The sequence below is a fragment of the Actinoplanes cyaneus genome, assembly GCF_016862095.1.
GTDB lineage: Bacteria > Actinomycetota > Actinomycetes > Mycobacteriales > Micromonosporaceae > Actinoplanes > Actinoplanes cyaneus.
Map to the genome: position 1 here is coordinate 1 of NZ_BOMH01000026.1, position 26,249 is coordinate 26,249.

Here is a 26,249-nt window from a genome sequence, read left to right on the forward strand (position 1 = left end):
CGACGGTCTGGACCACAGCGGACGTGGGACATGAAGATCTTGACGTTGATCTTCATGTCCCACGTCCGCGGGACGCAGAGGCGGCGGCGAGTGGCGTCGGCGTCGGTATCGGTCCGGGCGTCGGCGACGCCTCTGCGTCCCGACGTGGCCGGCGTCGGCGAGTGCCTGGACCGTCGGTGAGGGTCGAGGCGTCGGCGGGGGCGGGGGCGGCTTACTTGTCGGCGTGGTGGAGGTGCGGGGTGGGGAGTTCGTCGGGCTCGGGGGGCAGGTCGGCGACGCCGGAGGCGACCGCCTGCTCGTGGCGGCGGCGGGCGGAGGGGACAGCGAGTGCCGCCGCGACCGCGAGGACCGCTACGCCGGCGCAGGTCCAGAAGCCCATCGTGAACGCGTCGTCGGTGGGCAGGCCCTGGGCGGTCGTGTTCGAGGTGATCACGGCGGCGACGACGGCCGTGCCGATGCTGCTGCCGATCGTGCGGGCGATGGTGTTGACGCTGGTGGCCTCGCCGGTCTGGGACGTGGGGACGGCTTCGATGATCGCGTTGGACATGGCCGCGAAGGCCAGGCCGATGCCCGTGCCGGTGAGGACGCCGGAGGCCAGGACCTGCCAGATCTCGCCGTGCGCGACGGCGGGGAGGGCGAACGCGGCGACGACCGAGAGCGTGCCCAGGAACATCGGCAGTTTCGGGCCGAAGCGGCGGGACAGCAGGCCGGCGAGCGGGCCGAAGAAGACCATCATGACGACGGTCGGCAGCAGGAACAGGCCGGACTGGGAGACGGACTTGCCGAAGCCGTAACCGGTGACCGCGGGCAGCTGCAGCAGCGTCGGGACCAGCAGGAACGTGCCGAACATGGCGAAGCCGAGGATCATCGCGACCAGGTCGGTGGACCAGACGGCGCGCAGTTTCATCAGGCGCATGTCGACGAGCGGCTCGGCAACCCGCAGCTCGGCGAGGACGAACGCGACGAGCAGCACCGCGCCGGCGATGAGCAGGCTGATCGTGCTCGCGGCGTCCCAGCCCCAGCTCTGGCCCTTGCTGATCGCGAGCAGCAGCGAGACGAGCGACACCGACAGCAGCACGGTGCCGATCACGTCGAGGCGGCCGGGTGTGCGGACCGGCGACTCGGGCATGCCGAAGATCGTGCCGAGCAGCGCGATCACGACCAGGACCAGCGGCAGCCAGAACAGCCAGTGCCAGGAGAGGTGCTCGACGATCGGGCCGGCGCCCACGATGCCGACACCCGCGCCGATGCCGAAGATCGCGGAGAGCAGGCCGACGACCACGCCGACCTTCTCCCGGGGCAGCTCGTCGCGGACGATGCCGATGGACAGCGGGAGGATCGCGCCGGCCGCGCCCTGCAGCACGCGGGCCACGATCAGGACGGACAGGTTCGGCGCGAGCGCGGCGAGCAGCGTGCCGGCGGCGAGGGTGGCGAGCACGCCGATGAGCACGCGGCGCTTGCCGGCCATGTCGCCGAGGCGGCCGAGGATCGGCGTGAGCACGGAGGCGGCCAGCAGGTACGCCGTGATCACCCAGCTGCCGTCGGCGGCGGAGACGTGCAGGTCCCGGGCGATGGTCGACAGCGCGGGCGCGACCAGCGACTGCAGGACGGCGAAGGCGAGGCCGCCGAGGGACAGGTAGAGCACGAGGAGCGTGGTGTGCACGCGGGGGCGCTGTTCGGTTGCTGTGGTCACGGAGTTCCCTTGTAAATCCTGGATTACTTCGACGGCCCCAGTATGGGACCGAACGGTTAAGTCATCCAGGGATTACATCAGTTACGGTGATCACATGAGACGTCGGGACTCGGCCGCCACCAAGCAGCTCCTGCTGGACGCCGCGCGCCGGCGGTTCGCGACCGACGGGTACGCCGCGACGTTCATCCGGGACATCGCGACCGACGCCGGGGTGAACGTGGCGCTCATCGCGCGCTACTTCGGTAACAAGGAGGGGCTGTTCCGGGCGTGCCTGGCCGGCTCGGCGGACGAGCTGGAGCGCTCGGTGGCCGAGGACGTCACGCTGGAGCAGCTCGCCGCGGTGATGGCCCGGCACCTCACCGACGCGCGCAACGGTCAGTACCAGACCCGGATCATGATGCTGCTGCGGTCGTCCGGGGATCCGCGCGCCGAGGAGATCCGGATCGGGACGCTGCACTCGTTCGCGGAGCGGCTGGCGGCGCTCAGCGGAGCCCCGGTGCTGGACGCGCAGTTCGTGCTGGCCGCGACGCTGGGGCTGACGATCCTGCGGTCGGCGGGGGTGACTCCGCTGGCGGACGCGGATCAGGACGAGCTGACGCCGCGCCTGCAGCGGCTGATCACCGCGATGCTCTGACCCGAGCGCCCGCGGGGCGGCTCACCAGGGCTTCCGGCTGCGGAACACCAGGACGATCATCACGGCCACCGCCATCACGTTGATCGCCACGAGCACGGCGCGCGGCCCCAGGAACAGCCCGAGGAACGGCAGCGCCAGGAACGCTCCCGCAGCCAGCACCGGCACGGCCGGGAACGGGCAGTCCGGCGCACGCATCCGCCGGGCGAAGGCCGGATCCGCGGCGCTGAGTCGCTGTTCGATGTCCGCGAGCACGCGACGGTCCCGCTCGTCCAGCATGCCGCCCCCCATTCGGACATAAGCGGAATAGCCGATCTGCCACGATTCAAAGCGTCAGAAGCCTATAACAGAGGGTGAGTAGTAGATCTCCGTTTGCCCAGCCGAGGAGTCTGGATGACCACCGTCGCCCCGAGGCCTACCCCCACCCGGCCTCATCCGGTCCGCCGGCAGGTGAGAGGGTCGGCACTGGCCCGGACCTTACGCACCACCGATGCGAAGCAGATCGGGATCATGTACATGGTCACCTCGATCATCTTCTACATCATCGGTGGCATCATGGCGCTGCTGATGCGCGCCGAACTCGCCCGGCCGGGCATGCAGATCCTGTCGCCGGAACAGTTCAACCAGCTCTTCACCATGCACGGCACGGCGATGCTGCTGTTCTTCGCGACGCCGATCGTGTTCGCGTTCGGCAACTTCGTGGTGCCGATCCAGATCGGCGCGCCCGACGTCGCATTCCCGCGGCTGAACGCGTTCGCCTACTGGCTGTACCTGTTCGGCACGCTGACCGCGATGACCGGATTCGTGATGCCCGGCGGTGCGGCCGACTTCGGCTGGTTCGCCTACACCCCGCTCAGCGACTCGCTGCACTCGCCGGGCATCGGTGGAAACGCCTGGGTGGTCGGCCTGGCCATCTCCGGGCTCGGCACGATCCTCGGCTCGGTCAACCTGATCACCACGATCCTGACCCTGCGCGCGCCCGGGATGACCATGTTCCGGATGCCGATCATGGTGTGGAACATGCTGGTCACAGCACTGCTCGCGATCATGGTGTTCCCGTTCCTGGCGGCCGCGCTCTTCGCGCTCGCCGCCGACCGGGTGCTCGACGCGCACGTCTTCGACGTCCAGACCGGCGGCCCGATGCTGTGGCAGCATCTGTTCTGGTTCTTCGGGCACCCCGAGGTCTACATCATCGCCCTGCCGTTCTTCGGCATCATCACCGAGGTCATCCCGGTCTTCAGCCGCAAACCGCTCTTCGGCTACAAGGGTCTGGTCGCCGCCACCATCGCGATCGCCGCGCTGTCGATGAGCGTCTGGGCCCATCACATGTACGCGACCGGTCAGGTGCTGCTGCCGTTCTTCAGCTTCATGACGTTCATGATCGGCGTGCCGACCGGTATGAAGTTCTTCACCTGGATCGGGACCATGTGGCGGGGCCAGATCAGTTTCGAGACACCGATGCTGTTCGCCATCGGATTCCTGGTGACCTTCCTGTTCGGTGGCCTGTCCGGCATCATCCTGGCCTCGCCGCCGATGGACTTCCACGTCTCCGACTCGTACTTCGTGGTCGCCCACTTCCATTACGTGCTGTTCGGCACGATCGTGTTCGCGGTGTTCTCCGGCATCTACTTCTGGTTCCCCAAGATGTTCGGCCGGATGCTCGACGAACGCCTCGGCAAGATTCATTTCTGGCTGACGTTCATCGGGTTCCACACCACGTTCCTGGTGCAGCACTGGGTCGGCACCGAGGGCATGCCCCGCCGTTACGCCGACTACCTGCCTACCGACGGTTTCACCACGCTGAACACCATCTCGTCGATCGGCTCGTTCATCCTCGGCGCGGCGACGCTGCCGTTCCTCTACAACGTCTGGAAGTCGTACAAGATCGGCACGCTCTGCACGGCGGACGACCCGTGGGGGCACGGCAACTCGCTGGAATGGGCCACGAGCAGCCCGCCGCCGCTGCGCAACTTCGACAAGATGCCGCGGATCCGCTCCGAACGGCCCGCGTTCGACCTCAAGTTCCCGCATCTCGCGGCCGGCGAACAATCGCTTGCCGGTCCGCCCGAGGGCGGCGCACGGCCGCTCACCCGGGAATCGGACGGCGGGGCCACCTATGCCGAGGACATCGCGTCCGACCGCGATCGCAAGAAGAAGAAACGCTGACCATTCCGGCTCATTGCCGCCCACCCGCTTCCGGCGGGTGGGCGGCACTCTTTTCTCACCGATTTGCGCGTACGCCATGAGCCGCCCGTTGGCGACGGCTCCGGGCTCAGGCGAAGGCGGCGACCTTCTCCGGGGTGACGATCCAGAGGATGCGCTCGATGCCGGTCTCGCCGGCGACCACCGTCATCACGCCCTGCAGGACGCCGTCGCGGCGCAGCACCGCCGAGGTCTCGCCGTTCGTCGTGACCCAGGAGACCTCGATGCCCTCCCAGTAATGGGTGGCCAGCGCGGCGAAGAACTTCGCGACCCGCTCGACGCCGACGACCGGGATCCGGGCGACCCGGAGAGCGCCGTTGCCGTCCGAGTAACTGGCGACATCCGCGGCGAAAAGGCGTTCCAGCGAGCCCAGGTCACCGGTGCGCGCGGCCGCCACGAACTTGGTGAGCAGGTCCTTCTGCGCCTCCGGGGCGACCCTGGCCTTCCGCTCGCCGGCGACGTGTTTGCGGGCGCGACTGACCAATTGCCGGACGGCCGGTTCCGTCGACTGGAGAATCTCGGCGATCTGCCCGTACGGATAGTCGAAAGCCTCTCGCAACACGTAGGCCGCGCGTTCGGCGGGCGTCAGTTTCTCCATCAGCAGCAGCGCCGCGAAAGCCAGCGCCTCCCCGCGCTCGGCGCCCAGATAAGGATCGGCGCTGGTGTCGACCGGCTCGGGAAGCCAAGGGCCGACGTAGGTCTCGCGGCGCACCCGGGCGGACTGCAACGCATTGATCGCCATGCGCGTCGTCGTGGTGGCCAGGAACGCCGCCGGATTCTCCACGGTGCCGCGATCGTAGGCCTGCCAGCGCAGCCACACGTCCTGCACCAGATCCTCGGCCTCGCTCGCGCTGCTCAGCATGCGATAGGCAATGCCGAAAAGCCGTGGCCGCAGACTCATGAAGACGCGTGCCGCCTCGTCGAGATCCGCCGCGGCGCGCGTCGTGGAATCGGTCACCGCTGCCCCCGTTCACCAGTTCCGCCGAGCCCATCGTGGCCGCATTCCTCCGATCGCACAGCGAATCGAGGCGCCTGTCACAGCTCAGACGGACACTTCTCGCACCAGCTTCGCGATGCGGGACACGCCTTCGGCCAGATCGGAGTCGCTGAGCGCGTACGAGAATCGCAGGTAACCCGGCGTGCCGAACGCCTCCCCCGGCACCACGGCGACCTCCGCCTCGTCCAGGATGAACCCGGCCAGCTCCGCCGACGTCCGCGGGAGCCGGCCACGCCCGAGCAGGCCCCGCACCGGCGGGTAGACGTAGAACGCGCCCTGCGGCTCCGGGCAGACCACGCCGGGAATGTCGTTGAGCAGGCTGACAATCGTGCGGCGGCGCCGGTCGAACGCCGCGCGCATGCTCATTGCCGCGGACAAGTCACCGGTCACCGCGGCGAGCGCGGCAGCCTGTGCGACATTGCAGACATTCGACGTCAGGTGGGACTGCAGATTGAGCGCCGCGCCGATCACGTCCTTCGGGCCGGTCATCCAGCCGACCCGCCAGCCGGTCATCGCGAACGTCTTCGAGACGCCGCTGAGCACGATGGTCCGGTCGGCGAGCGCGGGCACCACGGCCGGCAGGGAATGGAACTGCGCGTCGCCGTACACCAAATGCTGATAGATCTCGTCGGTGACGACGAAAAGGTCGTGCTCGACGGCCCAATTGCCGATTTCTTCCAGCTGTTCGCGTGAATGGACGGCACCCGTCGGATTCGAGGGAGAACACATCACCAGAATCTTGGTACGCGAGGTTCGCGCGGCCTCGAGCTGCCCGGCGCTCACCAGATAGCCGGTCGACTCGTCGGTGTTCACCGCGACCGGGACACCACCGGCCAGTCGCACCGCCTCCGGATACGTCGTCCAGTAGGGAGCCGGGACAAGCACCTCGTCGCCCGGGTCGAGAAGCGCGGCAAAAGCCTGGTAGACACCCTGCTTCCCGCCATTCGTGACAATGACCTGGGACGGCTCGATCGGATGCCCGGAAACGCTCGCGACGGCCTCGCGCAGCACGGGCTGCCCGCCGGCCGGCGTGTACTTGTGCGAACGCGGGTCACGACACGCCGCGACGGCGGCCTCCACGATGTGCTCCGGCGTGGGGAAATCGGGCTCACCGGCCCCGAACCCGATGACCGGGCGGCCGGCGGCGCGCAAGGCCTTCGCCTTCGCGTCAACGGCCAGGGTTGCGGATTCCGCGATGCTGCTGATTCGGTCAGAAATACGGCGCATGAATGTGATCCTGCCAGCTCCCACGACGTACAGGAAAGTCAATAAAATCTTTTGAAAGGCCTTTCCGGTACGACAATATCCGCGGCCGCAGGGATAATGGGCCGGTGGAGATGCGCTTCGCCCGTGCCGAGGACGGCGTCACGATCGGCTACCAGGTGTTCGGCCGGGGGCCGGTGCTGGTGTGGATGCCGTCGCTGAGCAACATCGCGGCGCAGTGGCGGATCCCGGCGTTGCGGGCGGCGTACGAGGCGCTCGCCCGGAACCTGACGATCGTGCTCTACGACGGCCGCGGGATGGGTGCGTCGGATCGGCGGATCGACCTCGGTGACCTCGGGGTGGACGCGCACCTGCGGGATCTGCGTGCCGTTCTGGATGACGCCGGCATCGGCAGCGCGTCCCTGCTGGGGTATTACCACGCGACGGCCACGGCGATCGCTTTCGCGGCGCGGGAACCGTCCCGGGCCGAGCGGCTGGTGCTGTTCGGGGGCGCCGCCCGGATGCGGGAGGCGATGCGGCCCGCACAGACCCAGGCGTTGTTGTCGCTGGTCCAGCAGGACTGGGGGCTGTTCGCGGACGCGGCGGCGACGGCCTGGCTCGGATGGGATGCCGCGACCTCGGGGCGGTGGACGGCCGAGGCATTCCGGACGGCGACCTCCGCGGCGGTCGCCACGGCGTGGTTCTCGGCGGCCGAGGAGATCGACGTGACCGGCGAGATGTCGCGGGTCCGGGCGCCGTCCCTGGTGCTGCACCGGCAAGGGGAACAGCAGATTCCGGTGGAGGTGTTCCGGCGGCTCGCCGACGGGCTGCCGGGTGGGCGGCTGGTGGAGTTGCCCGGTTCGACGCCGACGCTGTTCATGGAGGACGCGGACCGGGACATCCGGCTGGTGACCGATTTCGTCACCTCCGGGCGCTTGCCGGACGCCGGGTCGGCATCCTGGTCCGGCGAGCTGGGGCCGGACGCCGGTCCGGCATCACGCACCGGCGAGCGCTTGCCCGACGCCGATCAGGCATTCCACTCCGGTGAGCGCCTCGCCGATGCCGGTTCGGCATCACGCACCGGCGGGCGCTCGCCGGGCGCCGGGATGGGAGCCCGCACCGGCGTGCCGCGGGACGGGCTCACCGCTCGTGAGTCCGACGTGCTCGCGCTGGTCTCTGCCGGGGACTCGAACACCGAGATCGCGCGGCAGCTCGGGATTGCGGTGCACACCGTCGAGCGGCACCTCAGCAACCTGTACCGCAAGATCGGGGCGCGTGGCCGGGCCGACGCGGTCGCCTACGCGATGCGGCGCATGACGGAGAACCGCCAGTCCGGATGACGGATCTCCTGGATGTGCCGGGGCCCGCGGCGGCGCACGATTCCGGGTATGAGCGTTGTGACACCTGACAACACGTCCTGGCGATTCGCCCGCGCCACCGCGCCGGCCGTGCGGGTGCTGGCCGGGCGCCGGTTCTCGCCGTGGGCGGTGGTGCACCATCGCGGCCGGGTCAGCGGACGCGACCTGACCGTGCCGGTCGCGGTCGTGGCCACACCGGACGGGTTCGTGATCAACCTGCCGTGGGGTGCCGGGACGAACTGGGTACGCAATGTGCTCGCCGCGGGCGGATGCACGGTCCGGTGGAAAGCCGCCGATCATCGGATGGGCGATCCCAGGATCGTCGACGAGGCGACGGCGCGGCCGTTCTACACGCGGGTGACGTGGACGATCGCGCGGCGACTGTTCCCCGCCGACGCCTGGCTCGTGCTACGCCGTCTCTGACCGCCGCACCCCACCCCCTGCCGCCCCACGGATCCGCGCCGCGCAAACCACCCGCCCCGGTCTCATCACCCGGAACGCCGAGACGGCCCGTCGGGATCTCCGGCACCGGATCGGCTGCCTGGCCGGCGCTCGCGGTCGCTCAGTTGCGGTCGTCCTGCCAGGCCACCGCTGCCGGCCACCGGCAGTGGTCGCTCAGTTGCGGTCGTCCTGCCAGGCCACCTCTGCGGGCCACCGGCCGTGGTCGATCAGTTCCCGGACCACGTCCAGGGCTGTGCCGAGCGGGATCGTGTCACGATTGTCGTACCTGTCCACCTGCCCGTTGCTGAGCCGGTAGCCGCTCTCCTCCCCGTTGGCGTCCGGATCGACGGCATGCCGGCTGGGGTCGCCGAACTCGTCCATGGCCATCACCATCGCGCGGTTGCCGTTCGTGACAACGCCCAGCATCCGTCCGTCGTCGTGCCGCAGCCATGTCTCCAGCTCACCGGCGGCCACCCGCTCGCGCAGGTGGGTGACGGCGCCCTCGCCGGTGACCGGGCCGGACTCGTGTGCAAAGTGCCATGACGACATGGGTCCCGAGGTTATCAATCCATGCCTGACTCCCGCCCATCCCGGATCTGCACCTCGACACTGCCCCGGACGCCTGTTCTCGCCCGGGAATCCGGCTGATCCCTCACTGGCCGTGCCGCGCTCCCGCCCACGGTGTCCGATCACGAATTCACGCTGACCAACCCCGTCTCGTAGGCGACGATCACCAACTGTGCGCGATCGCGGGCGGGGAGCTTCGCCAGGATCCGGCCGATGTGGGTCTTCACCGTGGCCAGGCTCAGCGCCAGATGGTCGGCGATCTCGATATTCGACATGCCGAGGCCGACAAGTCTGAGCACCTCCCGCTCGCGCTCGGTGACGCTGTCCAGCGAACCGGGGATCGGGTTCTGCGGTTTCGGCTGCCGGGTGAACTCCGACACGAGCTTGCGGGTCACCTTCGGGGACAGCAGAGAATCCCCGGCCGCCACGACTCGGATGGCGTTGAGCAACTCCGCGGCAGGGCTGTCCTTGAGAAGGAAGCCGCTCGCGCCGGCCCGCAACGCCCCATACACATACTCGTCGTGGTCGAACGTCGTCAGGATCAACACCCGCACGTCGGCAAGTTCCGGGTTCCGGCAGATCAGACGCGTGGCCTCGATCCCGTCCAGCTCGGGCATCCGCACATCCATGAGGACCACGTCCGGGCGCAGCTCACCGGCCAGACGCACCGCCTCGATGCCGGTCCCCGCCTCCCCCACCGCGGTGCACTCCGCACTGGAGTCGACCAGCAGCTTGAAGCTGTCCCGCACCAGCGCCACATCTTCGACGATCAGGACCCGGATCATCTGTCCCCTCCAGCAGTCGCGCCGCCGACCGGCAGCGACGCCATCACGGCGAACCCGCCCTCGTCGCGTGGCCCGGCGCTGAACGTCCCGCCGTGCAGTGCCACGCGCTCCCGCATCCCGATCAACCCGTGCCCGCTCCTGCCGGTGATCACCGGCCGCTTCCCGTCGTCGGTGACCTCGACACGCACGTCCTCGGAGCCGACCAGCACGGTGACCTGGCACTTGGCCGGGGCCGCGTGTTTGACCACGTTGGTCACCGCCTCCTGCACGATCCGATAGACCGCCAGCTGCACCGACTCCGGAATGTCGGCCGGCGCAGTGTCGTCCGGGCTCTCCAGTGTGAGGGTCACGGCCGCGTCGCCCCCGGAAGCCGTCTCCACCAGTTTCGGCAGGTCGCTCAGGCCCGGCGTGGGCGCCATCGGCGTCTCCTCCCGCAGCATGTCCAGCACCTTACGGACCTCGTACATCGCGGCTCGGCCCGTCGTCTCGATGACCTGCAACGCGTCCCGCGCCTCGGCCGGATTCGTCTCCGCGACATGGTTGCCGATCGACGCCTTCACCACGATGAGCGTCATCGTGTGCGCGATGATGTCGTGCAGCTCCCGCGCGAGCCGCAGTCGTTCCTCGATCGCCACCTCGCGCCGCAGCTGCTCGTCGCGCAGCGCCCGCTGCGCCCGTCGCTCGCCGACCGCGAACCCCAGCACGGCGGACGGAGCGATCACCAGAACACCGAAGAACAGCGTCAGGACCGCGGAGGGCGCATCTGCCGGCGGGCCGCTCTGCTGCGCGAACAGCATGGGACCGCCCAGACCGGCGCTGATCAGGAAGCTGCAGATCGCGACGATCACGAACGCCCGCGCGCTCCGGACCGCGCTGCCGAAGGTATAGAAGGTCAGGACGAGCGCGCAGACCGGCCCGGGCGCCGCGAAGGACGGGATGAACTCCAGGCTGAACGCGAGCGAGCTGGCGACCGTGACGATGATCGCGACGGCGGCGGGCCAGCGGCGGCGGACCGCGATCGGAAGGCTGATCACCAGGACGGTCAGCGCCGACACCCAGCCCGGCTCCGGCGGCTTGCCGACCGGCGTGTCGGCCGCGCCGGCCAGGCAGACCAGCATGACGAGGCCCGCCGCCAGCACGTCGAGCCCATAAAGCACGACGGGCCGGAGGCGTCTGATCGGCCGGATGGCGTTCATGGGCAAGACGGTATCTGCTGCTTCCCCGCCGCGCGTCGGCCCACGGGCCGTCATCCCCAGGGATGACGCGAGGGCCTTCGGAGGTACGGCATACCTCTGCGGGCTGACCGGAAAAGTGTCCATCGTGGTCCGATGTGCCAGCGTGCCCCGGCACGGGATCGTTGCCGGCATGACGACGCAAACCGTTGTTCTCGAAGACGTCCGGGCCACCTACGGCACCGGCGACAGGCAGCTGGCCGCGCTCGACGGCGTGTCGGTCGCCTTCGAGCGTGGCACCTTCACCGCGGTGATGGGCCCCTCGGGCTCCGGCAAGTCGACACTGCTTCATTGCGCGGCCGGGCTCGACCGTCCGGCCGGTGGTTCGATCGTCATCGACGGGGTCGTGCTCGACGACCTGACCGAGGACGAGCTCACGCGGCTGCGTCGTGACCGGATCGGTTTCGTGTTCCAGGCCTTTAACCTGGTCTCCTCGCTGACCGCGGAGCAGAATGTGGCGCTGCCGTCCCGGCTGGCCGGTCGGCGCATTCCGCAGGCGGACATCGCCGGCGCGCTCACCGCGGTCGGGCTGGCCGGCCGTCTCCGGCACCGCCCGAGTGAGCTTTCCGGTGGTGAGCAGCAGCGGGTGGCGGTGGCTCGTGCGCTGATCAGCCGTCCCGCGGTGGTGTTCGCCGACGAGCCGACCGGCGCGCTGGACAGCGTGACCTCGCGGAACATCCTCGACCTGCTGCGGGAGCTGGTCGACGAGCATCAGCAGACAGTGGTGATGGTGACCCACGACCCGGTCGCTGCCGCCCGTGCCGATCGGGTGGTCTTCCTAGCCGACGGCCGGATCGCCGGCGATGTCCGGGGCCCGCTGGAGCCGGAGCAGATCGCGGCACGCACCGCTCAGCTGGTGGAGGGGTCGTGCTGAGGCTGCGCCGGATGGCCGGCGCCCTGGTGGCCGTCGTGATCGGGATAGCGCTGGTCACCCTCGCCCTGCTGTTGCTGGTCGCCGGCCGGCCGAAGATTCCGGACCGGCTGGCGCACGCTGCGGTGATCGTCCAGGCTCCGACGAGTGTGACGCCCGCCGATCCGTTCCCGCCGGTCGTTCCGTGGCCGAGCGAGAGAGCCGTCGGGATGAGCGAGCGACTCGCCGGCCTGTCCGGGGTCGCCGCTGCGGTCGCCGATCGCTCCTTCTATACCCAGGTGATCGTCGACGGCACGCCGTCCGAGGCCACCCTGGAAGATCATGGCTGGTCGTCGGCGCGCCTCGGTGACGTTCGCCTGGTGACCGGCGAGCCGCCGAGCCGGCCGGGCGAGGTGGTGCTGGACCGGGCTCTGGGCTTCTCACCCGGAGGCAGGGTCACGTTGCTGACGGCGGGCGGCCCCATGCCGTACACGGTGGTGGGTCTGATCGACGCGCCGCAGGTGCTGCTGTCGGACGAGGAGGCCGCTCGGTTGTCACCCGGGGTGGCCGCGATCGGTCTCGTCCTCGCGCCGGGTGCGGACACCGAGACGGTGGCGGGGGCCGCACGCGAGATCGCTGGCGGTGCCGGAAGCGTGCTCACCGGCGATGAGCGCGGCGTGCTGGAGCCGCGTGAGGACGCACGAACCCGCTGGATCGGCATGCAGGTTCTCACCGGGGTGGCAGCGCTCGCCGGGTTCGTCACGGTGTTCGTGGTCGCGTCGACGTTCGCCTTCACCGTGACGCAACGGCGGCGCGAACTCGGCTTGCTGAGGGCTGTCGGAGCCACGCCACGACAGGTGCGGCGCATGGTGTACGGCGAAGCGCTGCTGGTCGGCGGCGCCGGGGCGGTCCTAGGCGCGATCCTCGGCGCCGCGCTGGCCTCGGTGATGGGCGGGGTGCTGATGGACGCGGGGTTCGAGCCGGCGACCTATGAGGTGCGGATCAGTGCCTTGCCGATCCTGGGCGCGCTTCTGCTCGGGCCGCTCGTCGCCCTGGCCGGCGCGTGGGCGGCGGCTCGCCGGGCTGCTCGCGTGCGGCCGTTGGAGGCGCTGCGGGAGGCCGCCGTGGAGCAACGGTCGATGGGTCGGCTGCGCTGGATCACCGGCGGGTCGCTGGTCGCCGCCGGCGTCGCGCTGGCGGTCGGCACGGCGACTTCGGACGATGCGCAGGACGGCGCCACCTATGCGCTGCTCGCCGCGATGGCGCTGGTCACCGGCATGGTGGCGCTCGCTCCAGCGGCGATCCCGCTGCTCGTCCGGCTGTGGCGGCTGCCGCTGCGACGCGGCGGTGGAGCCATCGGTCTCCTGGTCCGCGAGGGCGCGTTGAGCGCCGCCCGGAGAACCGCCTCCACGGCCGCTCCGGTGCTGCTCACCGTCGCGTTCGCGGTGCTCGTCGCAGGCATGGTGCGCACGTCGACGGCGGCGTATGCGGCGGGCCGGGCGGCGGACGTCGCGGCCGGCCGGGTGATGGTTCCCGACCGTGCGCCGGGGTTGTCGGACGCCGCGGTCGCCGCCGCGACGGGGGCGGCGGTCCTGCCCGCCACGGTGTTCGGCGCGGACTCCCGGGCGCTGATCGGCCTCGCCATCGACCCGGTCGCGTTCGCCCGGGCCGATCGGGGCACGCGGGTGGTCACGGGTGCACTCGACGGGCTTCGTGACGCGGACACCGTGGTGGTCACGGAGTCGGCGCACCTGGCTCCCGGCGCGCTGACCCCGGTGGTCTTCGCCGACGGGCAGCGAGTCGCGCTGCGGGTCGTCGCGGTGGTCGCGGACCGGTCGATCCGCGGTGACCTCCTGCTGTCCCGCGAGACCTTGCGCCGGCACGATGCCTCCGCGTTGACCTCGGCGGTGTACCTGGATCGCGATGTTCCCGCCGGTGTCGGCGCCCGGGTGATCGACACGGCTACCTGGGCAGCCGAGGCCGACAGCGCCGAGGACCGGCTGGTCTGGCTGTTCACTCTGATGCTGATCGCGGTGTCGGCGGGCTACGGCGCGATCGCGGTGGCCAACACGCTGCTCATGGCAGCCGGCGGGCGGGCACGCGATCTGCGTGTGGTGCGGCTGGCCGGAGCCACCCGGCGGCAGGTCGCCGGCTATGTGGCGGCCGAGTCGACGCTGATCGTGCTGATCGGGGCGGTGCTCGGCGGGGTGGTTGCCTTCGGAGCGTTGCTGGGCGTCCGGGCCGGCCTGAGTCAGCAGATGGACACGGCGGTTCCGCTGGTCGTGCCGTGGCCGGTCGTCACCGGGGTGGTCGGGCTCTGCCTGTTGCTCGCCCTCGCCGCTGGGGTGCTGCCTACGCGGCGGATGCTGGGCGCGCCCGCGCTCCGAGTCCGCGAAGGCGACCTGTGACCGCCGACGGCCGCCGCGAGAACCGGGACGACCGAGTTGCGTGCCCGGTCGGATGGCGGGCGCGGGCAACTGGCCCGGCACCCGGCGACGAGGCTGGCGCGGACGGCCGGCGCGGCGGTGCGGCCGGCGCGGCGGTGCGACCGGCTCGGCGGTGCGACCGGCTGGCGGCTGGCGGCTGGCGGCTGGCGGCTGGCGGCTGGCGGCAAGAAGGTGACAAACCGGGGCCAAGTGAGAACGGTAGCCTCTGCCCATGAGTGAAGCGGTGCAAGATGCGGCGATGCTGGTCGAGATCCGGGCAGGGATCCATGCCTGGGTTCAGCCGGACGGCTCGTGGTGGCTGAACAATGCAGGGGCGATCACCACCGAGGCGGGGCAGCTCGTGGTGGACACGTGCGCTACTGCTACCCGGGCTCGGCGGTTCCTGGACGCGCTGGAGGCAGCGACGGGGCGGGCGCCGAAGCTGGCGGTGAACACGCATCAGCACGGCGACCACACGTACGGGAACAGTCTTCTTCCCGCCGAGACCGTGATCATCGGGCAGGAGAAGATGCGGGAGGGGCTGCGCGTCGATCCGATCATCGATGGGTGTCCGCCGTTCTGGAGCCCGGTGCCGGACTGGGGTGACGTCGAGCGCCGGCTGCCGGATGTCACCGTCGCGGAGGCGCTCACCGTGCACCTCGGCGAGCGACGGGTCGAGCTGCGGCACCCCGGCGGGCCGGCGCACACCACCGGTGATCTGGTCGCCTGGATTCCGGACGAGCGGGTGCTGTTCACCGGTGACCTGGTCTTCGCCGGGCTGACGCCGCTGGTCTTCATGGGTTCGGTCACCGGGGCGCTGGCCGCGGTGGACTGGCTGGCCGCATTCCAGCCGGAGGTGGTGGTTCCGGGGCACGGGCCGATCCTGAGCGGTGACGACATCGCGCGGGTGCTGGACGAGCATCGGCGGTACTACCGGCTGGTGCTGCAGGCGGGCGCCGACGGGATCGAACGCGGGCTGTCGCCGTTGGACGCGGCACGCGGGGTGGACCTGGACGAGTTCGCCGGGTGGGCGGATGCCGAGCGGCTCGTGCTGAACCTGCACCGGTTCTACGCCGACCATGACGGAAAGGAGTTGGAGCTGATCGCGGCCTTCACCGATGCGGTCACCTACAACGGTGGTCCGCTCCCGACCCGGGTCTGAACGGGGCTCAGCCGCGGCGGGCCAGGTGGACGATGATGTCGGCGGTCACTTCGAGGTGGTCCGGGAGGACTCGCAGGATCCGCCGGTAGACCTCCTCGCGGTCGGCCGGCGGCAGGGTCACGTAGGCGGAGATGGTGGAGAGGTGACCTATGTAGTCGCGGGAGCTGACCGTGAGACGGCGTTCGATCGTCGACTGGCGGACGTCGTGGAAGAGCGGGGACTGCGGGAGTTCCGTGCCGGGCCACTGCATCACCCGGTCCGGCGGGGTGCCGTCGGGCGATGGCACGTCGTCGCGCTCCACGAACGGCGCTCGCGCCTCGCGGATCGCCTCCTCCAGCGCGGGGTCGGCGGGCTGCGCCGGGCCGCCGAACGACGCCACGGTTCCGCCGACCGGCTGGTCGCGCGGCGGGCACGATGACGGCAGGTGCGGCGGCGAGCGGCACGGTGACGACTTAGGCGGCGGCGGCCGGGGCGCTGGCGGGCGGGCGGCGGCGGGCAGTGCGACGGTCGGGCAGTGCGACGGTCGGGCAGTGCGACGGTCGGGCAGTGCGACGGTCGGGCAGTGCGACGGCGGCCGGCACGGTGACGACTGGGGCGGCGGCGGGCGGCCTGCCGTAGCGGGCGGGGCAGGCGGGTTGACGAGGTGGAGCGGGCCGGCGGAGACGCTGGGGCGGGGCTGGCAGGGGGCTTGCCGCTGCGGGGTGGGGTCAGCTGGTGAAGTGGACCGGGTTGACCAGGTCGGCGTAGGCGAGCAGGGCGGCCATGGCCACCAGGACCAGAGCGGCGGCGGAAGTCAGCGGGATCGTCTTGGCCACGTCCACCGGGCGGGTCCAGCGGCGGCCCAGGAGGCGGCCGAGGCCGCGCTTCAGGCCTTCCAGCAGGGCGGCTCCGATGTGGCCGCCGTCCAGCGGAAGCAACGGGATGAGGTTGAAGACTCCGACAGCGATGTTGAACGAGCCGAGCAACTCCAGCAGGAACAGCAGGCGGTCGGTGACCGGCAGGTCGGACGCGGCCACGTCACCGCCGAGGCGGGTGGCGCCGACGACGCCGATCGGGCCGTCGGCCTGGCGTGGGGCGTCGCTGAACGCGGCCTGCCAGATGCCGGCCATCCGGTCCGGCAGGCGCACGACGCTGAACGCGACCTCTTTGCCGGTGTGGGCGACGACGCCGGCGACCTCGGCCGGGTTCATGCGTTCGCGGGCGTAGGCCGGCTCGACGCCGAGGAATCCGGTCTGACCGTTCCGGCCCAGGGTCAGCGGCACAGTCGTGGTCACGCCGTCACGGACGACGGTGAGCGTGACGGGGCGGCCCGCGTCGGCGCGGATCATGGCGGTGAGGCCGGTCCACGAGCGGACGGGCTCATTGCCGTACGCGATGATCCGGTCTCCTGGCCGCAGACCGGCCGTGACCGCCGGGCTGAGCTCGACCACCCGCTGGATGACCGGCTGGGCGGTGCTGACGCCGATGCCGGTGAGCGCGATCGACAGAAAAACGAAGCCGAGCAGGAGGTTCATGGCCGGGCCGCCACTCATGATGATCACGCGCTGCCACCAGGGGCGCTGGTAGAACAGGCGGCCGTGGTCGCGCGGGCCGACCTCTTCCCAGGCGGCCTCGCGGGCGCCGGCGATCATCGAGCGTGCGCCGTCGATCAGGGAGCGGATCGGGCCGGTCGACCAGCGGCGGACCCTGCCGGGCGGGGTGCCGGGCGCCGGCGGCAGCATGCCGACCATCCGGATGTAGCCGCCGAACGGCAGCCATTTGATGCCGAACTCGGTCTCGCCGCGCCGGGTGGACCAGGCGGTCGGTCCGATGCCGACCATCCACTGGGTCACCTTGACGTTGAACCGGCGCGCCGGCAGGTAGTGCCCGACCTCGTGCAGCGCGATCGAGAGCAGCAGGCCGAGGAGGAAGACCACGGCGCCCAGGAGCCACGTCATGCGGGCAGTTTAGGCGCATGGGGTGGCGGTTCCGGGGTAGTCGGCGCGCATGAGCACCGAAAAGTTCGTCGATGCCACGACGGCGGGGCGGGGAATCGCGCTGCCGGGGATCATCCTCGGGGTGGGGCTCGGCGGGTTCGTCGACGGCATCCTGCTGCACCAGCTCCTCCAGTGGCACCACATGCTGACCAGCACCGACACCGACCGGGCGGGGATCCGTTACTACTCGCCGGACACCGTCGACGGCTTGCGGATGAACACTCTCTGGGACGGGGTGTTCCACACGGTCACCTGGCTGGCCGTGCTGATCGGGCTGGGGCTGCTGTATTCCAGGGTGACCGCGGACCGCCAGCGGATGTGGGGCTCGCGTGTCCTGTGGGGGTGGATGCTGGTCGGCTGGGGTCTGTTCAACCTGGTCGAGGGACTTGTCGATCATCAGATCCTCGGGATCCATCACGTGCACGGCGGTCCGCAGCAGCTGTGGTGGGATCTGGGGTTCCTGGCGCTCGGCGCCGTTCTCGTGGGCTGCGGGTTGCTGCTCCAGCGGGACCCGCTGGGACAAGGAGAGCCGGCGCGCGACCCGGCCAGGCCGCGGTGATCCACGAGCACGCGGGCCTTCCGGACGGCGGGCTGATCCTGCTCGGGATCGTCGTGCTGGCGATCGGTTACGACGTCCTGGCGGCCCGGGTCGGCGGCTGGCCGTGGTGGCGCACCATGCTCTTCCTCACCGGGTGCACGCTCCTGATGGCCGCGTTCCTGCCCGCCGGTGGCGGTTTCCGGGAGCACATGGCCCGGCATCTGGTCATCGGTATGCTGGCGCCGCTCGGTCTGGTGCTCGGCGCGCCGGTCACGCTGCTGTTGCGGGGCCTGCCGCGGGCCGCGGGCCGGAGGCTGGGCCAGCTGGTGAACGGATTGGGGCCGATCGCTCATCCGGTGGTCGCGCTGGTCCTGAACCTGGGCGGGCTGGCGCTGCTCTACTTCACCCCGTTCTACGGCTGGACGGCCGCGCATCCGGTGGCTCATCTCGCCGTGCAGGTGCACTTCCTGCTGGCCGGTTACCTGTTCACCTGGGTGGTCGCCGGCCCGGATCCAGCGCCGCGGCGGATCTCCGTCCCGGCGCGGCTGGTGGTGCTCGGCGTCGCCGTGGCGTTCCACGCGATCGTTTCCCAGCTGATGTACGCGGGGGCCGGCGTGGACCTGCCTGTGCCGGTGGCGGAGCGGCAGGCCGGGGCGACGCTGATGTACTACGGCGGTGACCTCGGCGAGTTGCTCGTGGCGGCTGCCCTGGTCAGTGGCTGGCGCCCGCGGCGAGCCGGCCGGACGCGTCGACCGCACCCTGCGGCTCACGGCGGCCAGGTCAGGACGAGTCCTACCTGACCTGCGGCGAGGGCGGCCAGCGTCAGCCATTCGCGGCGTACCAGCGGGGTGCGGATCGCGGTGAGCGCCACCGCCGTGAAGAACAGGTTGATCACCAGGGTGGAGCGGCTCGCCCCGACGGCGACGAGCAGGGCGACCACGGCGATCGGCAGCAGGTACGCGGGCAGCGCGCCGCGGCGGTGCCGGGCCACGGCAGCGGCGCTCGCGACGTACAGCAGGCAGTGGCTGAGCCCGGAGATCGCCGCGACCGCCCCGCCGACCAGATCAAAATCGGACGCCGGCGGTTCGTGGGCAAGAGGCCCGGCGCCGAATCGCCACCGCACGTAGAGCCAGCCGAGGCAGACCGCGACGCTGGGGAACGCGAGCACGGCCAGGATCGCGGTGGTGGCGCGGGCCTGTCGCGCCCACGTTCCGGCGAGGAACGGCACGGCCGCGGCGAGCGCCGCCATGTAGACGAGCGTCGCCAGATCGCAGGCCGCCGCGCCGGCCAGGGTGATGCCGGCGACGAATCCGCCCAGCGTCTGGCCTTCGACGACGAACCGGAGGTAGCCGTCGAGCGCGACGACGACGAGCGCCATCCCGATCATCGACGGCAGATCGGTGGTGCCGACGGCGCAGATCGCGAGCCCGGGGCCGGCGACGATGAACGCCGCGACGACCCGGGGCACACCGTTGCGGTGCAGGCGCGCGGCGAGCACGTGACACCAGAGGCCGCTGGCGAGCACCACCAGCATCGAGACGACGAGCGGGTCGGCCCTGTCCAGAAGCGGACTGACCACGCCGGTGCGGCGAGCCTGGAAGGTCAGCAGCAACGGCAGCGGGAGGATCAGGAGCGCCCGCGGCCAGCGCCACCTATCCCGGCTGACCCGCGGTGACGGGGTCGGGGAGGGCAGCGCGACCGGGGGCGACGCTGAGGCCATGGGTGGTCTTCTCCCAGTAGTGCGGCTTGGTGATCAGCTGCCAGAGCGCCTTGTAGGCGGCGATCGCGTGCAACAGCCAGTAGACCGGATTCAGCAGGGACCAGAGCATCAGTCCGTATCGTCGCCGGCGGAACGCGCCCATCATCGCCAGGTACACCATCGCGGTGTTGCCGACCAGCAGGTTGAAGACGCCGAACGCCATCACCCAGGTCGGGAAGAACTGCCCGATGGGCAATTCCGGGGCGATCAGCGAGATGGCGAAGATGACATAGAGGGGCGGGGTCAGAAGAAAAGAGGCAGGCGTTCCGCCGATCAGCAGGACGAACGAGAGACTCTGTCTGATCCCGGCGCCGCGCACGATCGTCCCGGGCCGGCGCAGGTGCACGAGCAGCGTCTGCATGTACCCCTTGATCCACCGTGACCGCTGCCGGATCCAGTTGCCGACCGCCCGGTTCGCCTCCTCGTAGGTGGTGCTGTTGATCACGCCGACCCGATAGCCCAGAACCGACGCGCGAATGCCCAGGTCAGCGTCTTCGGTGACGTTGAACGGGTCCCACCCGCCGAGCGTCCGCAGCGCCTGCACGCGGAAGTGGTTGGACGTGCCGCCGAGCGGGATCGGCAGGTTCAGATCGTCGAGCCCGGGCAGCATGTAGTCGAACCAGAACGAGTATTCGAGCGTGAACATCCGGGTCAGCGCATTGTCGTCGACATTCCAGTAGTTGAGGGCCGCCTGGATGCACACCGTTTCCGGCCCGGCGCGACGGAACGCGACGACCGCTTTCTTCAACTGGTCCGGCTCGGGGCGGTCCTCGGCGTCGTAGATCACCACGTATTCGCCGCGGGCGAAGAACAGCCCGACGTTGCACGCTTTCGGCTTCGTCTTCGGCAATCGATCGGGGACGATCACGAATCGTACTGTCGGAGGGGGTTTCGCGGCGCGCGCCGCGGCGATCGTCTCGGCGTCGTCCTCCTCCATCAGCAGCAGGATCTCCAGGCGATCGCGCGGATAGTCGAGGTCACCGAGGTTGTGCAGCAGGTCGCCGATCACGTTCGCCTCGCGGTAGACCGGCACGAGCACGGTGTAGACGGGCAGGTCGTGATCGCCGAGCGCGGCCACCTCCTCCGCGGTGATCGCCTCCTCCTTGTCGTACTTCGCGCCACGCAGGCAGACCACGAACTTGAACATCACGCTGACCAGGAAGAACACACCGATGACCATGGAGACGCCGGTCAGTGTGGCCCGCGGGAAGAGAATCAGGGAACCGGCAAGGGCACTGAGCAGTACGCCCAGCGACCAGGCCTGGCGCGGGTAGAGCACCTGGCGGGCGGACTGCGCGGCCGACCGGCGCCACAATCCCATCGTCGCATCGTCGACGAGTCTTTCCCGGTACGACCGGTGCACCGCCTGATCGATGTCCCAGTCGGTCGTGACCACCTGCGTGATCGTCCCGCCCACCGCGGCCCGGATCAGCTGGGCCCGTTCGTCCGAGGGCCGTTCCGCGGTCGCGACCAGCACCGCCCCGTCGGCCTCGCGCCGCACCGGAACCCAGCCGGCCCGCACCAGATCGGTCGGGTCGTGCGCGTCGAGCAGCTCCGGGTCGAGGTCCACGTGGGTGAGGTCGAGGAACGGCAGGCCCCACTGCTCGGCGAGCAGCTCGTAGAGGTCGAGCCGGCGGACCGCGCCGCTGGTGATCAGGATCGCGCCGAGCCGGGAGCCGGTCGCCTCCTGCTCGCGCAGTGCGTCGTCCATCTGCCGTGCGGTGACCAGGCCACGGGCGAGGAGCATGTCGCCGAGCGTCGCCGGACCCTTCACGAAGACCCGATCGGCCGCCGGGAGCTGCGGCTTAGCGGAAACGCGCGCCAGGTCGGCGGCCACGGTCACGAGCACCCGCCGCTGTGATGTTTCGCGTCTTGACGATGGGCGGTTCTTGGCTAATGCTCATTAAGTCCGATTCCCCCGGTATGCCTGGTGCGCGCAGCTCATCCCCTCGCTGGCACCGCTAAGGAGTCCCCCAGATGTCCTACGCCCTCGACGACGCCACCCTCAGCGAGCTCTGCGCCACGGCTCTGGCCGGCCACGCGTCGGAGAACCGTTTCGTCGCCCTCGCCCTCGCCCCGCACGACCCGCTGGCCGACGTGGCACGCACCGTGGAGCGCATGGTGTTCGAGGAGTCGTTCGGGCTGGACGAGGCCGCGATGCTCGCGGAGTACACGCCGTACGAGGAACAGAGTTACTTCTTCCTGATCCTGGACCGGGAGACGGGTCTGCCGGCCGGCGCCGCACGCGCGATCGAGGGTGGCGGCAAGACCCTCGACGACGCGCCCGACCTGATCGGCGTCTCGCTCTCGGAGATCGTCGACATCCACGGCATGCACGACGGCGGCAAGATCTGGGACTATGCCACGCTCGCGGTGCTCCCCCGCTACCGCGCCGACCGCAACGGGCTGACCGTCAGCGGCATGCTCTACCGCTCGTTCATCAACGCCGGCCACCGCTGGGGCGTGCGGCACGTCGTCTGCATGCTCGACGCGGCCGCCTACCGGAACCTCGACATGCTCGGCGTCCGATTCGTGGCGATGGCCGGGTCCGAGCCCTTCGAATACCTCGGGTCGGCGGCGAACCGGGCGCTCTACATCCCGTTCGACGAGATCGCCCGCTCGATGGGCGACATGGCCGAGCAGCTCCTGCAGCCCGAGGTCCCGGACGCGAACGGCCGCCGCCGGCCCGGCGCGCGCCGCGTCACCCAGCGGCTGGCGTCGCAGATCTCCTCCGGTGACGACATGGACCCGCACATCGACATGCCCGGCTTCGAGCGGCGGCGGCAACCGCGCGCCTGACCCGTCACCCCGCGAACGGCGTCCCCGGCCGGGGCGCCGTTCTCCTGGCTTCGTGCCACGCCGCCCGCGCAGTGCGACAGCGCGAGCCGCGGCGCTCGTAGAGTGCGCCGACAGTCGGCTCTACCGGGGAGGACACGTGCGGGGACGCCGTGGGTTCGTCATCACTCTGCTCGCCTTGGTGATCCTGGCCGTGGGCGCCGGGCTGGCGCTGGCACGTCTGCGAGTCGCCGCGACCTGACCCGGCCGCCGTACAGGTGGGTCCGGTCGTCGAGGTCGTGGGCCGGGTCCGGCCGCGTGAGCGCTTCCGCCCCGAGACCGATACGGATCAGCCATTCCTCGTAGTACCAGCTCGGGTCGCACAGGCATCCGACGAAGCGGAAGTTGGCGCGGTACCGGCCGGCCTCGCCCGGCTGGAGGGTGAACAGGCGGGCGCGCCCGGCCGGGCGGGGGAACGCGGCCCTGCCCGGCAGCCGGTCGACGATCAGCGCCGGCCCGGCCGGGGTCAGCCACAGATTGAGGTCGCGGGCCCGCTTGAGGTCGCCGTGCAGAACGGTCTCCTCGCGCCGGTAGCCGGTCGCCTCGTCGGCCAGGACGTCGTGGATCACCACCTCGCCGGGCGGCAGCGACGGAGGCAGAGCCACCGGGGTGTTCAGGCCGCGGCGGGCGTTCGCGTGCGGCGCGCCCCGGGCCGCCGCGGGCCACCGGACGCGTACCCGCTGAATCGTGATCACGCCCCACCATGCCCGGCCCGGGCCGGACATGTCATCCAGTTAACCGGCCGGGCACACGCCGATGGGCGCCGCGTCATGCGGCGCCCATCGGGAGGGTGTTGTCAGGCGATGGTGGTCCAGCCGCTGCCGATCAGGCTGCCGCTGCTGTACGGGTGAGCGTTGTCGCCGCCGTGGGCGTAGAGCCAGAGGCTCCCGTCGGGGCGGGTGGCGAGCAGGTCGGCGTGGTCATCACCGTTGACGTCGGCGGCGTGGACCCGGTCGAACTGCTGCCAGCCGGAGCCGACGAGGGCGCCGGTGCTGTAGGGAGCGTTGTTGTCGCCGCCGTGGGTGTAGAGCACCAGGGTCCCGTCCGAGCCCACGGCCAGGATGTCGGCCTTGCCGTCGCCGGTGACGTCGTCGGCGGTGACCTGGGTGAAGCCGGCCCAGCTGCTGCCGACCGTCCGGCCGCTGCTGAAGGGGGCGCTGTTGTCGCCGCCGTGGGCGTAGAGCACCAGTGATCCGTCGGAGCCCACGGCGAGGATGTCGGCTTTGCCGTCACCGGTCACGTCGGCGACCGACACGCTGCGGAAGCCGGCCCAGCCACTGCCGACGAGCTGCCCGCTGCTGTACGGGGCGTTGTTGTCCCCACCGTGAGCGTAGAGCCAGAGCCTCCCGTCGCTGCCGACGGCGACGATGTCCCCCTTGTGATCACCGGTGACGTCCGCGACGCGGATCGTCGTGAACGACTGCCAGCCGGAGCCGACCACCTGATTCGGGCCGTAGGGGGTGGCTGCTCCGGCGCCGTTGTTCGGGTACAGGGCGAGGGTGCCGTCCGCTCGGCGGCCGATCACGTCGGCGTACCCGTCGCCGGTCACGTCCCCGGCCGCCATGCCGCCGCCGGTCGCGGAGGACAGGGCACCGGCGATGACGGCGCCGTCGGCGGCCTGCGGTTCGTACCGGCTGGGATAGGCCGACACCTGGACGGCCTGCGCCACCTCGCCGACCGGACGGGTCCGCCAGGAGCCGTCCGAGAACAGGCTGAGCATCTTGTTGAGGAACGCGTTCGTCGCCCAGGCCGGGTCGAGCCGCTGTTGCCGGCTGCCCCAGGAGGCGCGCTGCTGGAACAGGCCGAGGCTGTCGTGGTCGACCTCCTCGGAGATGTTCTCGATGGACGTCTCGACGATGACCGTGGCCATCGCGATCGTGGCGGCGCGGGCCTCGAGCCCCCGGGCCCGGACGGCGGCGGCGACAGCCCGGGCGCAGGACACCCGGTAACCGGACATCTGGTTGCGCATCTTGCCCTGCAGGCGCGGGTTGAGGGACACGGCGAGAGCGTTGTCGGCGGCGGTCACCCCGGCCGGGCTGCAGGCGACGGTGGCGTACGCGTGAGCCGGTGCGGTCGTGGCGAGCAGGAAGCTGGTGCTGAGGAGGGCGGTGGCGAGTCCCGTGATCGCGGCGCGCCGGCCGAAGGTCCTGGTCATCTCAGTTCTCCGTTCGTGCGAAGCAGAAAGGCGAAGCAGGTCAGGCGAAGCGGGTCAGGTGGAGCAGGTCAGGCGAAGCTGTTCCACCCGGTGCCGATCTGGGTGCCGCTGTCGTACGGGTGGCTGTTGTCACCGGTGTTGAGGTAGCGCCAGAGCGTCCCGTCGGGGCGGGTGGCGAGCAGGTCGGCGTGCTGGTCACCGTTGATGTCGGCGGCGTGGACCCGGTCGAACTGCTGCCAGCCGGATCCGACGAGGGCACCGGTGCTGTAGGGCGCGTTGTTGTCCCCGGTGTGGGCGTAGAGGCGCAGTGATCCGTCAGCTCCGGCCGCGACGAGGTCGGCCTTGCCGTCGCCGGTGACGTCGTCGGCGGTGACCTGGGTGAAGCCGGCCCAGCCACTGCCGACCGTCCGGCCGCTGCTGTAAGGGGCGCTGTTGTCGCCGCCGTGGGCGTAGAGCACCAGCGACCCGTCCGAGGCCACGCCCAGGATGTCGGCCTTGCCGTCCCCGTTCGCGTCGGCGACCGAGACGCTGCGGAAATCGGCCCAGCCACTACCGACCAACTGCCCGCTGCTGTACGGGGCGTTGTTGTCCCCACCGTGCGGGTAGAGCCACAGGGTCCCGTCGTTGCGGACGGCGACGATGTCACCCTTGTTGTCGCCGGTCACGTCCGCGACGCGAATGGTCGTGAACGACTGCCACCCGGCGCCGACCACCCGATTCGGCCCGTAAGGTGTCGCCGCTCCGGCGCCGGCGTTGGGGTAGAGCAGGAGGCCACCGTCGGGGTGCCGGCCGATCACGTCGGCGTACCCGTCGCCGGTCACGTCCCCGGCCGCCAGCCCGCCGGCCGCGCCGCCCTGGACGTTGACGTAGCGCATCGGCTTGTAGTTGCTGAGCACCCGTCCGCTGGTCTCCGACCACTTGCGGTGCTTCGTGTACGGCTTCACCTGCTCGTAGATCCAGAAGTCGCCCCCGACCGCGCCGACCCACTTGTCGAAGAGCACCACGTGCGAGCCGTCGTTCGGGTCCGCCGGGTTGTGGTAGTTCATGTAGTCGCCGGGCTGCAGGGCGGTGAAGGCGATCGGGGTGCCGATCTGGTGCAGGTCCCCGGTCCAGTAGCTGCCGTTGGTCTTCAGCGCCATCGACACGAAACCGGAGCAGTCGGTGCGGTAACCGCCGTAGTACGCGGTCTGGCTGTACGGCACCTGGGCGCTCACCCAGGTCTGCGCCCGGGCCAGGATCTCGGCGCGGGTGATCGCCGCCCCCGGGCTCACCGCGGCCCTCGCGGTCGTCGCCTGCGGAGTGGCGGTGTCGTCCTTGCCGGCGGCCGCCTGCGCCGGGACGCTCAGGGTGAACGTGGCGGTCAGGCCGGCAAGAGCGATCGTCGCGCTGCGGAAAAGAGTGTTCGTCATCGGTCTCCCCTTAGGTCGGGCCGCCCTGAT

At 70.6% G+C, this 26,249-nt stretch carries 24 protein-coding genes; 10 read left to right on the forward strand and 14 right to left on the reverse strand.

The features are described 5' to 3' along the window. Positions 1 to 211 precede the first annotated feature (211 nt). Positions 212 to 1,693, reverse strand: a complete 1,482-nt coding sequence (locus Acy02nite_RS16820) for an MFS transporter (RefSeq protein ID WP_239174934.1) — start codon at positions 1,691 to 1,693, stop codon at positions 212 to 214. Positions 1,694 to 1,787: 94 nt separating this feature from the next. Between Acy02nite_RS16820 and Acy02nite_RS16825 the strand changes: the two genes are divergently transcribed. Beyond that, positions 1,788 to 2,327, forward strand: a complete 540-nt coding sequence (locus Acy02nite_RS16825; protein ID WP_239174936.1) for a TetR/AcrR family transcriptional regulator — start codon at positions 1,788 to 1,790, stop codon at positions 2,325 to 2,327. Between the two features lie 21 nt (positions 2,328 to 2,348). Here the strand turns inward: Acy02nite_RS16825 and Acy02nite_RS16830 are convergent, their stop codons facing one another. Continuing rightward, positions 2,349 to 2,603 (reverse strand): DUF3040 domain-containing protein, encoded by a 255-nt coding sequence (locus Acy02nite_RS16830; protein ID WP_203741633.1) that lies wholly within the window; start codon positions 2,601 to 2,603, stop codon positions 2,349 to 2,351. A 114-nt stretch (positions 2,604 to 2,717) separates the two neighbouring features. On the opposite strand from Acy02nite_RS16830, the gene ctaD reads away from it, so the two are divergent. Beyond that, entirely contained in the window at positions 2,718 to 4,490 is a 1,773-nt protein-coding gene (ctaD, locus tag Acy02nite_RS16835; RefSeq protein WP_203741635.1) for an aa3-type cytochrome oxidase subunit I, read from the forward strand. A gap of 106 nt (positions 4,491 to 4,596) precedes the next feature. On the opposite strand, the gene Acy02nite_RS16840 is transcribed toward ctaD, so the two are convergent. Then, a complete protein-coding gene (locus Acy02nite_RS16840; protein WP_239174938.1) occupies positions 4,597 to 5,484 on the reverse strand; it encodes an RNA polymerase sigma-70 factor in 888 nt (295 codons plus the stop codon). Positions 5,485 to 5,568: 84 nt separating this feature from the next. After that, complete coding sequence (locus Acy02nite_RS16845; RefSeq protein WP_203741637.1) at positions 5,569 to 6,750, reverse strand: pyridoxal phosphate-dependent aminotransferase; 1,182 nt, start codon at positions 6,748 to 6,750, stop codon at positions 5,569 to 5,571. Between the two features lie 110 nt (positions 6,751 to 6,860). Between Acy02nite_RS16845 and Acy02nite_RS16850 the strand changes: the two genes are divergently transcribed. Together Acy02nite_RS16850 and Acy02nite_RS16855 are read left to right on the forward strand one after the other, a co-directional pair. After that, positions 6,861 to 8,066, forward strand: coding sequence for an alpha/beta fold hydrolase (locus Acy02nite_RS16850; protein ID WP_239174943.1), 1,206 nt, complete (start codon positions 6,861 to 6,863; stop codon positions 8,064 to 8,066). A 48-nt stretch (positions 8,067 to 8,114) separates the two neighbouring features. After that, the gene (locus Acy02nite_RS16855; protein ID WP_203741639.1) at positions 8,115 to 8,507 is read left to right on the forward strand and encodes a PNPOx family protein; all 393 of its coding nucleotides are present in this window, start codon (positions 8,115 to 8,117) and stop codon (positions 8,505 to 8,507) included. 192 nt (positions 8,508 to 8,699) lie between these two features. Here Acy02nite_RS16855 and Acy02nite_RS16860 read toward each other — a convergent pair whose 3' ends face one another. From Acy02nite_RS16860 to Acy02nite_RS16870, 3 genes are all read right to left on the reverse strand, one after another. Further along, the gene (locus Acy02nite_RS16860; RefSeq protein WP_203741641.1) at positions 8,700 to 9,074 is read right to left on the reverse strand and encodes an Imm1 family immunity protein; all 375 of its coding nucleotides are present in this window, start codon (positions 9,072 to 9,074) and stop codon (positions 8,700 to 8,702) included. 140 nt (positions 9,075 to 9,214) lie between these two features. Next, positions 9,215 to 9,877 (reverse strand): response regulator, encoded by a 663-nt coding sequence (locus Acy02nite_RS16865; RefSeq protein ID WP_203741643.1) that lies wholly within the window; start codon positions 9,875 to 9,877, stop codon positions 9,215 to 9,217. Next, positions 9,874 to 11,073 (reverse strand): sensor histidine kinase, encoded by a 1,200-nt coding sequence (locus Acy02nite_RS16870; RefSeq protein ID WP_239174940.1) that lies wholly within the window; start codon positions 11,071 to 11,073, stop codon positions 9,874 to 9,876. The genes Acy02nite_RS16865 and Acy02nite_RS16870 overlap by 4 nt, the downstream gene beginning before the upstream one ends. A gap of 169 nt (positions 11,074 to 11,242) precedes the next feature. Between Acy02nite_RS16870 and Acy02nite_RS16875 the strand changes: the two genes are divergently transcribed. From Acy02nite_RS16875 to Acy02nite_RS16885, 3 genes are all read left to right on the forward strand, one after another. Continuing rightward, positions 11,243 to 11,983, forward strand: a complete 741-nt coding sequence (locus tag Acy02nite_RS16875; RefSeq protein WP_203741647.1) for an ABC transporter ATP-binding protein — start codon at positions 11,243 to 11,245, stop codon at positions 11,981 to 11,983. Then, positions 11,977 to 14,367, forward strand: coding sequence for an FtsX family ABC transporter permease (locus Acy02nite_RS16880; RefSeq protein ID WP_239174941.1), 2,391 nt, complete (start codon positions 11,977 to 11,979; stop codon positions 14,365 to 14,367). The genes Acy02nite_RS16875 and Acy02nite_RS16880 overlap by 7 nt, the downstream gene beginning before the upstream one ends. A gap of 250 nt (positions 14,368 to 14,617) precedes the next feature. After that, positions 14,618 to 15,547 (forward strand): MBL fold metallo-hydrolase, encoded by a 930-nt coding sequence (locus Acy02nite_RS16885; protein ID WP_203741649.1) that lies wholly within the window; start codon positions 14,618 to 14,620, stop codon positions 15,545 to 15,547. 7 nt (positions 15,548 to 15,554) lie between these two features. Here Acy02nite_RS16885 and Acy02nite_RS16890 read toward each other — a convergent pair whose 3' ends face one another. Then, the gene (locus Acy02nite_RS16890) at positions 15,555 to 15,926 is read right to left on the reverse strand and encodes a hypothetical protein (protein WP_203741650.1); all 372 of its coding nucleotides are present in this window, start codon (positions 15,924 to 15,926) and stop codon (positions 15,555 to 15,557) included. Between the two features lie 328 nt (positions 15,927 to 16,254). Then, positions 16,255 to 17,484 (reverse strand): M50 family metallopeptidase, encoded by a 1,230-nt coding sequence (locus Acy02nite_RS16895; RefSeq protein WP_203741651.1) that lies wholly within the window; start codon positions 17,482 to 17,484, stop codon positions 16,255 to 16,257. 49 nt (positions 17,485 to 17,533) lie between these two features. Between Acy02nite_RS16895 and Acy02nite_RS16900 the strand changes: the two genes are divergently transcribed. Both Acy02nite_RS16900 and Acy02nite_RS16905 read left to right on the forward strand, forming a co-directional pair. Next, positions 17,534 to 18,082, forward strand: coding sequence for a DUF2243 domain-containing protein (locus tag Acy02nite_RS16900; RefSeq protein WP_203741652.1), 549 nt, complete (start codon positions 17,534 to 17,536; stop codon positions 18,080 to 18,082). Further along, on the forward strand, positions 18,079 to 18,861 hold the full coding sequence (locus Acy02nite_RS16905; RefSeq protein WP_203741653.1) for a cytochrome c oxidase assembly protein: 783 nt from the start codon (positions 18,079 to 18,081) through the stop codon (positions 18,859 to 18,861). The genes Acy02nite_RS16900 and Acy02nite_RS16905 overlap by 4 nt, the downstream gene beginning before the upstream one ends. On the opposite strand, the gene Acy02nite_RS16910 is transcribed toward Acy02nite_RS16905, so the two are convergent. After that, positions 18,828 to 19,781 (reverse strand): hypothetical protein, encoded by a 954-nt coding sequence (locus tag Acy02nite_RS16910; protein ID WP_203741654.1) that lies wholly within the window; start codon positions 19,779 to 19,781, stop codon positions 18,828 to 18,830. The two genes, Acy02nite_RS16905 and Acy02nite_RS16910, sit on opposite strands and share 34 nt — an antisense overlap. Then, a complete protein-coding gene (locus tag Acy02nite_RS16915) occupies positions 19,714 to 21,669 on the reverse strand; it encodes a glycosyltransferase (RefSeq protein ID WP_203741655.1) in 1,956 nt (651 codons plus the stop codon). The genes Acy02nite_RS16910 and Acy02nite_RS16915 overlap by 68 nt, the downstream gene beginning before the upstream one ends. A 128-nt stretch (positions 21,670 to 21,797) precedes the next feature. Here Acy02nite_RS16915 and Acy02nite_RS16920 point away from each other — a divergent pair, with 128 nt between their 5' ends. Beyond that, a complete protein-coding gene (locus tag Acy02nite_RS16920; protein ID WP_203741657.1) occupies positions 21,798 to 22,619 on the forward strand; it encodes a hypothetical protein in 822 nt (273 codons plus the stop codon). Positions 22,620 to 22,780: 161 nt separating this feature from the next. Here Acy02nite_RS16920 and Acy02nite_RS16925 read toward each other — a convergent pair whose 3' ends face one another. The 3 genes from Acy02nite_RS16925 to Acy02nite_RS16935 all read right to left on the reverse strand — a co-directional run bounded on the left by Acy02nite_RS16925 (position 22,781) and on the right by Acy02nite_RS16935 (position 26,219). Continuing rightward, positions 22,781 to 23,350, reverse strand: coding sequence for a hypothetical protein (locus Acy02nite_RS16925; protein ID WP_203741659.1), 570 nt, complete (start codon positions 23,348 to 23,350; stop codon positions 22,781 to 22,783). Between the two features lie 101 nt (positions 23,351 to 23,451). After that, positions 23,452 to 24,810 (reverse strand): FG-GAP-like repeat-containing protein, encoded by a 1,359-nt coding sequence (locus Acy02nite_RS16930; protein WP_203741661.1) that lies wholly within the window; start codon positions 24,808 to 24,810, stop codon positions 23,452 to 23,454. 68 nt (positions 24,811 to 24,878) lie between these two features. Then, on the reverse strand, positions 24,879 to 26,219 hold the full coding sequence (locus tag Acy02nite_RS16935; RefSeq protein WP_203741663.1) for an FG-GAP-like repeat-containing protein: 1,341 nt from the start codon (positions 26,217 to 26,219) through the stop codon (positions 24,879 to 24,881). Positions 26,220 to 26,249 lie beyond the last annotated feature (30 nt).

Excerpts from the sequence above, each read along its gene's own strand:
- Acy02nite_RS16825 (WP_239174936.1), top strand. The coding sequence starts at position 1,788 with ATGAGACGTCGGGACTCGGCCGCCACCAAGCAGCTCCTGCTGGACGCC.
- Acy02nite_RS16830 (WP_203741633.1), bottom strand. The coding sequence starts at position 2,603 with ATGCTGGACGAGCGGGACCGTCGCGTGCTCGCGGACATCGAACAGCGA.
- ctaD (WP_203741635.1), top strand. The coding sequence starts at position 2,718 with ATGACCACCGTCGCCCCGAGGCCTACCCCCACCCGGCCTCATCCGGTC.
- Acy02nite_RS16845 (WP_203741637.1), bottom strand. The coding sequence starts at position 6,750 with ATGCGCCGTATTTCTGACCGAATCAGCAGCATCGCGGAATCCGCAACC.
- Acy02nite_RS16850 (WP_239174943.1), top strand. The coding sequence starts at position 6,861 with ATGCGCTTCGCCCGTGCCGAGGACGGCGTCACGATCGGCTACCAGGTG.
- Acy02nite_RS16855 (WP_203741639.1), top strand. The coding sequence starts at position 8,115 with ATGAGCGTTGTGACACCTGACAACACGTCCTGGCGATTCGCCCGCGCC.
- Acy02nite_RS16860 (WP_203741641.1), bottom strand. The coding sequence starts at position 9,074 with ATGTCGTCATGGCACTTTGCACACGAGTCCGGCCCGGTCACCGGCGAG.
- Acy02nite_RS16865 (WP_203741643.1), bottom strand. The coding sequence starts at position 9,877 with ATGATCCGGGTCCTGATCGTCGAAGATGTGGCGCTGGTGCGGGACAGC.
- Acy02nite_RS16870 (WP_239174940.1), bottom strand. The coding sequence starts at position 11,073 with ATGAACGCCATCCGGCCGATCAGACGCCTCCGGCCCGTCGTGCTTTAT.
- Acy02nite_RS16875 (WP_203741647.1), top strand. The coding sequence starts at position 11,243 with ATGACGACGCAAACCGTTGTTCTCGAAGACGTCCGGGCCACCTACGGC.
- Acy02nite_RS16885 (WP_203741649.1), top strand. The coding sequence starts at position 14,618 with ATGAGTGAAGCGGTGCAAGATGCGGCGATGCTGGTCGAGATCCGGGCA.
- Acy02nite_RS16895 (WP_203741651.1), bottom strand. The coding sequence starts at position 17,484 with ATGACGTGGCTCCTGGGCGCCGTGGTCTTCCTCCTCGGCCTGCTGCTC.
- Acy02nite_RS16900 (WP_203741652.1), top strand. The coding sequence starts at position 17,534 with ATGAGCACCGAAAAGTTCGTCGATGCCACGACGGCGGGGCGGGGAATC.
- Acy02nite_RS16910 (WP_203741654.1), bottom strand. The coding sequence starts at position 19,781 with ATGGCCTCAGCGTCGCCCCCGGTCGCGCTGCCCTCCCCGACCCCGTCA.
- Acy02nite_RS16920 (WP_203741657.1), top strand. The coding sequence starts at position 21,798 with ATGTCCTACGCCCTCGACGACGCCACCCTCAGCGAGCTCTGCGCCACG.
- Acy02nite_RS16930 (WP_203741661.1), bottom strand. The coding sequence starts at position 24,810 with ATGACCAGGACCTTCGGCCGGCGCGCCGCGATCACGGGACTCGCCACC.
- Acy02nite_RS16935 (WP_203741663.1), bottom strand. The coding sequence starts at position 26,219 with ATGACGAACACTCTTTTCCGCAGCGCGACGATCGCTCTTGCCGGCCTG.